Origin of the sequence: Kribbella caucasensis (assembly GCF_004361855.1) — a bacterium.
In the GTDB taxonomy this organism is placed as follows: domain Bacteria; phylum Actinomycetota; class Actinomycetes; order Propionibacteriales; family Kribbellaceae; genus Kribbella; species Kribbella caucasensis.
Genome location: NZ_SNWQ01000027.1, coordinates 91,269 through 98,425, shown reverse-complemented (window position 1 = coordinate 98,425; position 7,157 = coordinate 91,269). Strand labels below are relative to the sequence as shown.

The following is a 7,157-nucleotide window of genomic DNA, read 5'->3' as shown; positions in this document are numbered from 1 at the left end:
CCTCACGAGCCACACCCGTCACACACGCCACACCGGTCACACGGCCGTAAACCCGCAGGCCAGAGCCCCAGGCAACGACTTTGCCGGGGCCCTGGCTGGGGGTGGTGCAGGCGGTTAGGGCACCGAGGAGGCAGGCGCCTGCGGTGAGGATGGTCAGCCGGTTGCGGTTGGTCACGAGCGTCAGCCCTCCGTAGTCGGAGTCGATCGTAACTGGGCGTGAGGCCGCGAGGCCGGGCTGCGAAGCAGCCCTGTGGATAACTGGGGGCCAGGAGCCGCCCGGCTGGGGGGTGAGAGGCTCGGACGGCTCCTGGTTGATGGTGGGACGGGGCTACGAGCGACTTATGACGCGAAGTGAGGAACTGATTTCGGTGTGACACCACTCACAAGGCGTCCGAGGGCCCGAACTGGACATCCAGCGCGGCCGTCGTGAAGCCGAGCTTCTCGTAGAGCGCACGCGCGGCGGTGTTCGTCCCGTCGACATAAAGCACGACGCTCGACAGCCCCCGGTCCTCCTGCAGGTGCCGCAGTCCCTCGATCGTGAGCGCCTTCCCCAGCCCGGATCCCTGGTACGCCGGGTCGACGCCGACCACGTAGACCTCGCCCACGGAGTCCTCCACCTTCGTCCAGTGGAACCCCGCAACCGCCCCCGTCTCGCTCTCCACGGCAAGGAAGAACCCCCTCGGATCGAACCAAGGCTGCCCCATCCGGTCCGCCAGATCCGACGAGGTCCAGCTGCCCTGTTCCGGATGCTCCGCGAAGGCCCGAGCGTTCACCCCCAGCCAAGCAGTCTCGTCTCGCCCGGGCTCAAACGTCCGTACTGCGATGCCGTCGGGCCATACCGGCTTCGGAAGCGGTCCACTCATCCGGCGCAGAAAGTACAGCTCGCGGGTCACTCCGAGCCCTAGGCGCGCCGCGAGTTCGTCGGATCCAGGCAGTCGACCGTGGGCCCAAACCCGAAGCCCCGGTCCGCCGTGATCGAGCAGCAACCGGAGCAGCGCAGTACCGGTGCCTTGTCGTCGTGCGCGCGGTGCCACGACCAGTTGGGCCGAGCTGTCCGGTGCGAGTGATGCGTAGCCGACCAGGTCGCCGACTGTCTGCAGGCCGGATACCCCGAGCGTGCCCGGCTCACCGATGTACGCGAGGACGTGCAGATCGCCCGGATGCTCGCCGTCCAGGTGTAACAGGGTTCGCTCGGACAGCGGATTCACGCCGTCGCTCTGTGCTGCGGCGCGCGCGAGTTCGGTGACGGCGGCGGCAGTGGCCGGGGGCAACGGTGAGGGAACTGCTTCGAGGGTCACTGGACTACCGTAAAAGGTCCTTGGCAGTTCATGGCCAGGTCCTTGGTACGGCCACGCCGGGTCCGGTAATTTTCCCGGAACCGCACACCAGCGGTGACCGAATCGACGACGGAGAAGACATGGCCTACACAGGACGAGGCAGGGCTTGGCTGAGGGGACCGCGGGCCGTTGGCCTGCTGGCTGCCGGAGCCGCTGTAGTACTCGGCTTGGCCACGGGGGGAACCGTGACCCAGGCGGCGACGACGGCGAAACCCAAGCCGACGCACACGCAGATCGAGTTGCTCGCGCTCAACGACTTCCATGGAAACCTGGCGCCCAACAGCCCGACCAGCTCGAGCGGCAATGTGAACGGTGTGCCGGCAGGCGGTGCGGAGTACCTCGCGACGCACCTGAAGCAGATGCGGGCGGCCGCAGCGGCCCAGGGTCGGGAGAGCGTCACTGTCGCGGCTGGTGACCTGATCGGTGCCTCACCACTGCTGTCGGCGGCGTTCCACGACGAGCCGACGATCGAGGCGCTGAACGGGATGGGCCTGGAGGCCGCGTCGGTCGGCAACCACGAGTTCGACGAGGGCTGGCGTGAACTGCTCCGGATGCAGTCCGGCGGCTGCCTGCCCGACGGCGACGGACAGAACAACCAGAACTCCTGTCCCGACCCGGAACACCCGTTCCCGGGCGCGAAGTTCAAGTACCTCTCGGCGAACGTCTTCTTCGAGAACACCCGGACCACGCTGTTCGCGCCCTACAAGATCAAGACCTTCAAGGACGGCCGGAAGGTCGCGTTCATCGGCATGACGTTGGAGAACACCCCCAACATCGTCACCAAGTCCGGCGTCGAGGGCCTTCAGTTCACCGATGAGGCCGAGACCGCGAACCGGCTGGTGCCGATCCTGAAGAAGAAGGGTGTCGAGTCGATCGTGGTGCTGCTGCATGAGGGCGGCTTCCCGGCCGACCCGAGGGCATACAACAGCTGCCCCGGTATCTCCGGCCCCATCGTCGAGATCAACAACGCCCTGAGCCCAGAGATCGACATGATCATCTCCGGCCACACCCACCAGGGCTACAACTGCTCGCTCCCCGACAGCGACAAGCAGCCACGGCTGATCACCAGCGCCTCCTCCTTCGGCAAGCTGATCACCGACGTGCGGCTCAGCATCGACAACGCCACCGGAGACGTCGATCGCGTGAACACCCTGGCGAACAACCAGATCGTCACCCAGGACGTGGCGAAGGACCCCCGGACCACCGCGCTGATCACCAAGTACCAGACCCTGGTCGCGCCGATCGCGAACAAGGTGATCGGCCACCTGACGACGCCGTCGGTGTCGCGGACTGCCGACGACTCACTGGAGTCGCCGCTGGGCAACCTGATCGCGGACGCGCAGTTGGCCGACGCGTCGACCGTGACGAACGGCAAGACCCCCGTTGCGGCGTTCATGAACCCTGGCGGCATCCGGGCCGATCTGGCCTCGACCGGCGGGGAGGTCACCTTCGGGCAGGCGTTCACCGTGCAGCCGTTCAACAACTACCTGGTCTCGATGGACATGACCGGCACCCAGATCAAGGCCCTGCTCGAGCAGCAGTTCTCCGGCGTCAACGGTCCGGAGGCGCCGAAGTTCAAGGTGCTCCAGGTCGCGGGCATCGCCTACACGTGGAACCCGGCTGCTCCGGCGGGCTCGAAGGTGGTGGCCGGCTCGATCAAGATCGCGGGTCAGCCGCTGGTCGACGGTACGACGTACCGGATCGTCACGAACAACTTCCTCTCCGACGGGGGTGACGGCTTCCCGGCCTTCACCACCGCCACGGACAAGTTCTTCGGCGGTCTCGACATCGATGCCTTCGCCAACTACCTGACCGCCCACGACCCGTACACCCCAGTTGCCACCGACCGCATCTCCACCGGTTCCTGACCCGTACTACGGGACGCCGCGCCCGGGTCGACCATCCACAAGACCCGGGCGTGGCGCCCACCACCGGTGGCCGGACGCCGCGCCCGGGTCGGGCCGCTGGTCAGAAGCGGGCGGTTGGCGTCAGAGCAAGAACTTCAGTGCGACCAGGGTGAGGGCTGCAGCCGTGGCGAAGGCGGCCTTGCCCGAACCGAACCCGCGACGGACGGCCGTGCCGAACACCGCGACCGTCAGCGGTACCAGCATGACCAGCAAGGTGATCCCGGCTGCCCGGACGCCGACGTGGTCGCGGCCGCTCAGTACGAGACCGAGGATCATCGCGAAGGTCAACCCGATCCAGGTCGTCGTCAGAACCGGTCCGTCGGCCGGGTCGCTGCGATGCGATGCGTGCGCACCGCGGCGATGCGAAGTCGGAGCAACGTGCGCCATCGGTCACCTTCCGTGAATAGACCGAATACGCAAGGTAGCACCCTGACCACGCTCTGGTCCAAGGCCGTTTCGCGCACCGAACCCGACCCGTTTCTCGAGCCGGTCCAGGCCAGAATCCCCGCCGTCCCGGCGAATAATCGTCGCAGCCCGCAGCCCGCAGCCCGCAGCCCGCAGCCCGCAGCCCGCAGCCCCCCAGCCCGCAGCCCCAGCCCGCAGCAGCCACCCGCCCCCCGCAGCCCAGCCGCAGCCCGCCCCAAGCCCGCCGCTCAGCCCGCAGCCGCAGCCGGCCCTGAGCCCGCGGGGTGGGTGGTGGAGCGTCAGACGGTTACGTCGGCGGTTTCGCGCTGGTTGCTGGGTGGGATGACGAAGCGGTAGCCGACGTTGCGGACGGTGCCGATGAGGGACTCGTGTTCGGGGCCGAGCTTGGCGCGCAGGCGGCGGACATGGACGTCGACCGTGCGGGTACCGCCGAAGTAGTCGTAGCCCCAGACTTCTTGCAGCAACTGCTCCCGGGTGAACACACGGCCCGGGTGCTGCGCGAGGAACTTGAACAGCTCGAACTCCTTGTAGGTGAGGTCGAGCGCGCGTCCGTTGAGCTTGGCGGTGTACGACGCCTCGTCGATCACCACGTCGCCGCTGCGGATCAGGGACGTGTCCGGGTCCTCGTTGCGCACCGCGGCCAGTCGCCCGATCACCAGGCGCAGTCGCGCCTCGATCTCGGCCGGCCCCGCGGTGTCGAGCAGGACGTCGTCGGCGCCCCAGTCGGCGTTCACCGCGGTCAGGCCGCCTTCGGTGACGACCAGGAGCAGCGGTACGTCGATCCCAGTGGTCCGGATCAGGCGGGAAACACCCCGCACGCTGACCAGGTCGCGCCGGGCGTCGAGGAGGACGGCGTCGGCATCGGGTGCGTCGACGAGTGCGGCGACCTCGGCGGGCAGGATCCGGATCTGGTGGGGCAGCAGGGCGAGCGAGGGCAGCACCTCGGTGGAGGCCTGCAGCGCGTTCGTCAGCAGTAACAACGTGCTCACGCTGTCTCCTTGTGCGGGTCGTCGGATCCCGAGTCAGTGATCCGGTCCTTATGCACGTCAGGCCCCAGCGGCGTCATTGCCGGGGGCCCGAGACACACTGGATGCAACAGCAAGCTGACATAATACTCCAAGACTTAACCGATTAGTGAGGGCTCTCCCACATGGCGGAAGTAACCATCAGGTACTTTGCCGCGGCACGCGCCGCGGCGGGCGAGTCCACCGCGACCGCCGACGCCGCCTCGGTCAAGGATCTCGTCGTCACCGTGTCCGCCGATCGGCCGGAGCTGGCCCGCGTCCTCGGCATCTGCTCCTTCCTCGTCGATGGCGAGCGCGTGGACCTGGAAACGCCCCTCCGCCCTGGTGCTCTGGTAGACGCCCTCCCGCCCTTCGCCGGCGGCTGACCCAAACTGTCCGCCGAGCCGGGCTTGACCCTGACACGGTGTCAGGCAGTGAAGTGGTCAGCATGTTGAGCATCGGAGATCTGGCCCGCCATACGCGCGTCTCCGTCCGCATGCTCCGGTACTACGACACGCTCGGGCTGTGAACTGACGGGAGATTAGCGAGTGAGCCACCGGCAGGGCTTCCGGGTCGAGCTCGCCCCCGACCCTGGGCAGGCCATCGTCATGGGCCGGCACTGTGGCCTGTCGCGGGTGGTGGAGAACTTCTGCCTGGAGACGGTGCGTAAGAAGTGGGCGCAGCGCAAGGCGGAGGAGTCCTACGGCGTCACCGGCGACGACCTGACCAAGGTTCCGTGGTCGGCCCCCGCGCTGGAGAAGGAGTGGCGCGCCGCCCACCCCGCACGCTTCCCATGGTTCGCCGAGAACAAGCTGTCCTCCCGCGTCCCCAAGGAAGCCTGCCGGGTCCGTGCCGCCGGATTCTCCAACTATCTCAAGTCGAAGAAGGGCGAACGCCGGGGCGCGAAGATGGGCTTCCCCTCGTGGCGCAAACGCAAGCACGGCTCCCGGTTCCGCTACGACGCCGACCGGGCCAAGCCGCTGGATGCCCGCACCGTGCGCCTGCCGGCCATCGGCGATGTCGCAACCCGTGAGGACATGTCCTGGCTCACCGGCCGGATGGAGAACGGCAGCGCCCGGATCCTGGGCGCCACTGTCCGGGAGCAGGCCGGGCGCTGGTGGATCTCGTTCCAGATCGAGGTGGACCGCGACGACCTCAACAAGCACCGTCAGGCCGACGCCGAGGCCCCAGCGTGCGGGATCGACCTGGGCCTGAAGACGTTCGCCGTCATCAAGAACAGCGACGGCACCACCGAGGAGATCCACGCCCCCAAACCACTCAAGGCCGCACAGCGCGCGTTGAAGCGCGCCAACCGCAAGCTCGCCCGCAGCGCGAACGACTCCAAGAACCGGGCCAAAGCCCGCCAGCGTGTCGCCCGCCTGCATCTTCAGGTCGCCGACCGGCGCCGGGACTTCCTGCACAAGACCACCACGAGGCTGACGAGAACCAAGTCGGCCATCGCCGTGGAGACCCTGCACGTCAAGGGCATCATCAAGAACCGCCGGCTCGCCCGCTCCATCTCCGACGCCGGGTTCGGCGAGTTCGTTCACCAGCTGGACTACAAGGCCGACTGGTACGGCTCGACCGTATGGAAAGCCGACCGGTGGTTCCCGTCGTCCAAAACGTGCGGGGACTGCGGACGCATCAACCGCGCCCTGGTCCTCGCCGACCGCACCTGGGTCTGTCCCGGCTGCGGCGTCCTGCACGACCGAGACCAGAACGCGGCAGGCAACCTGCTCGCCGCTATGCTCGCAGACCGACCATGTACGACCTCGCCGGGAAGTTGCCCGGAGAACCGAAACGCCTGTGGAGACCACATAAGACCTCACTCTCCGGAGTCGGCAGCGGTCAGCGAAGCAGGAAGGGCCGAAGCGAGTACATCGCTGAGACTCACTCAACGGCTGGTCGTCCCGGAGTACGACGGCTCCGATCGATCGAGAGAGGTCTGACCATGACGAACAACACGCTGACGTTCAAGACTCTGCCCGCGCTTAGGCTGGCCCGCGTCACCGCCGAGGTGAACGACACCACCGAGATCAGTGGGGTGTCCGGGCAACTGGTCGAATCCCTGAACCAACGGCTGGCAGCGGCAGGCATCACCGGCGCCGGCCCCGGGATCAGGACCTACTACGGCCGCCCGGACGGATCGAAGATCGAAGTCGCCGTCGCCGTCCCGATCGACACCGATCTCGACGGGGCAGGCGGGGGCGGTGGTGCCGACCGTGCCGACGGCGCCAACCATCCCGACCGGCTCGGCGGGCTTGAGATCTTCGATCTGCCGGCGGAGGAGCGTGGTGTTTCGGTGGTCCACCGCGGCCCAGGGGTCGATGTCGGCGATGCCTGGATGACCTTGGATGTCGCGCTCGAAGAACGCGGCCTGGAATCCCACGGCGTCTACCGCCTGGTCGAGCTACCGTCCCCCGACGACGCGATCGAGCTTCAATGCCCCGTCCGCCCAATCGGCTCAGCCTGCCGCTGACCCC

General features: G+C 67.7%; 8 protein-coding genes. 5 read left to right on the top strand and 3 right to left on the bottom strand.

Translation table 11 applies throughout. From position 1 onward, the window contains the following. Positions 1–380: 380 nt before the first annotated feature. On the bottom strand, positions 381–1,298 hold the full coding sequence (gene mshD, locus EV643_RS37280) for a mycothiol synthase (RefSeq protein ID WP_133804928.1): 918 nt from the start codon (positions 1,296–1,298) through the stop codon (positions 381–383). Between the two features lie 206 nt (positions 1,299–1,504). Between mshD and EV643_RS37275 the strand changes: the two genes are divergently transcribed. Next, positions 1,505–3,205 (top strand): bifunctional metallophosphatase/5'-nucleotidase, encoded by a 1,701-nt coding sequence (locus EV643_RS37275; RefSeq protein WP_238166073.1) that lies wholly within the window; start codon positions 1,505–1,507, stop codon positions 3,203–3,205. A gap of 120 nt (positions 3,206–3,325) precedes the next feature. Here the strand turns inward: EV643_RS37275 and EV643_RS37270 are convergent, their stop codons facing one another. Continuing rightward, positions 3,326–3,631, bottom strand: coding sequence for a hypothetical protein (locus tag EV643_RS37270; protein WP_133804926.1), 306 nt, complete (start codon positions 3,629–3,631; stop codon positions 3,326–3,328). Positions 3,632–3,948: 317 nt separating this feature from the next. Beyond that, on the bottom strand, positions 3,949–4,659 hold the full coding sequence (locus EV643_RS37265) for a winged helix-turn-helix transcriptional regulator (RefSeq protein WP_133804925.1): 711 nt from the start codon (positions 4,657–4,659) through the stop codon (positions 3,949–3,951). A gap of 161 nt (positions 4,660–4,820) precedes the next feature. On the opposite strand from EV643_RS37265, the gene EV643_RS37260 reads away from it, so the two are divergent. The 4 genes from EV643_RS37260 to EV643_RS37245 are packed head-to-tail and all read left to right on the top strand — an operon-like array spanning position 4,821 to position 7,153. Beyond that, the gene (locus EV643_RS37260; protein WP_133804924.1) at positions 4,821–5,060 is read left to right on the top strand and encodes a MoaD/ThiS family protein; all 240 of its coding nucleotides are present in this window, start codon (positions 4,821–4,823) and stop codon (positions 5,058–5,060) included. A 38-nt stretch (positions 5,061–5,098) separates the two neighbouring features. Then, positions 5,099–5,203 carry a MerR family DNA-binding transcriptional regulator gene (locus tag EV643_RS37255; protein ID WP_202869922.1) on the top strand — a complete coding sequence of 35 codons (105 nt, stop codon included), beginning with the start codon at positions 5,099–5,101 and terminating at the stop codon, positions 5,201–5,203. Between the two features lie 19 nt (positions 5,204–5,222). After that, on the top strand, positions 5,223–6,623 hold the full coding sequence (locus EV643_RS37250) for an RNA-guided endonuclease InsQ/TnpB family protein (protein WP_202869921.1): 1,401 nt from the start codon (positions 5,223–5,225) through the stop codon (positions 6,621–6,623). 2 nt (positions 6,624–6,625) lie between these two features. Then, positions 6,626–7,153, top strand: a complete 528-nt coding sequence (locus EV643_RS37245; RefSeq protein WP_133804923.1) for a GyrI-like domain-containing protein — start codon at positions 6,626–6,628, stop codon at positions 7,151–7,153. Positions 7,154–7,157 lie beyond the last annotated feature (4 nt).

Coding starts and splice junctions, on each gene's coding strand:
- EV643_RS37260 (WP_133804924.1), top strand. CDS start 4,821: ATGGCGGAAGTAACCATCAGGTACTTTGCCGCGGCACGCGCCGCGGCG.
- EV643_RS37270 (WP_133804926.1), bottom strand. CDS start 3,631: ATGGCGCACGTTGCTCCGACTTCGCATCGCCGCGGTGCGCACGCATCG.
- EV643_RS37245 (WP_133804923.1), top strand. CDS start 6,626: ATGACGAACAACACGCTGACGTTCAAGACTCTGCCCGCGCTTAGGCTG.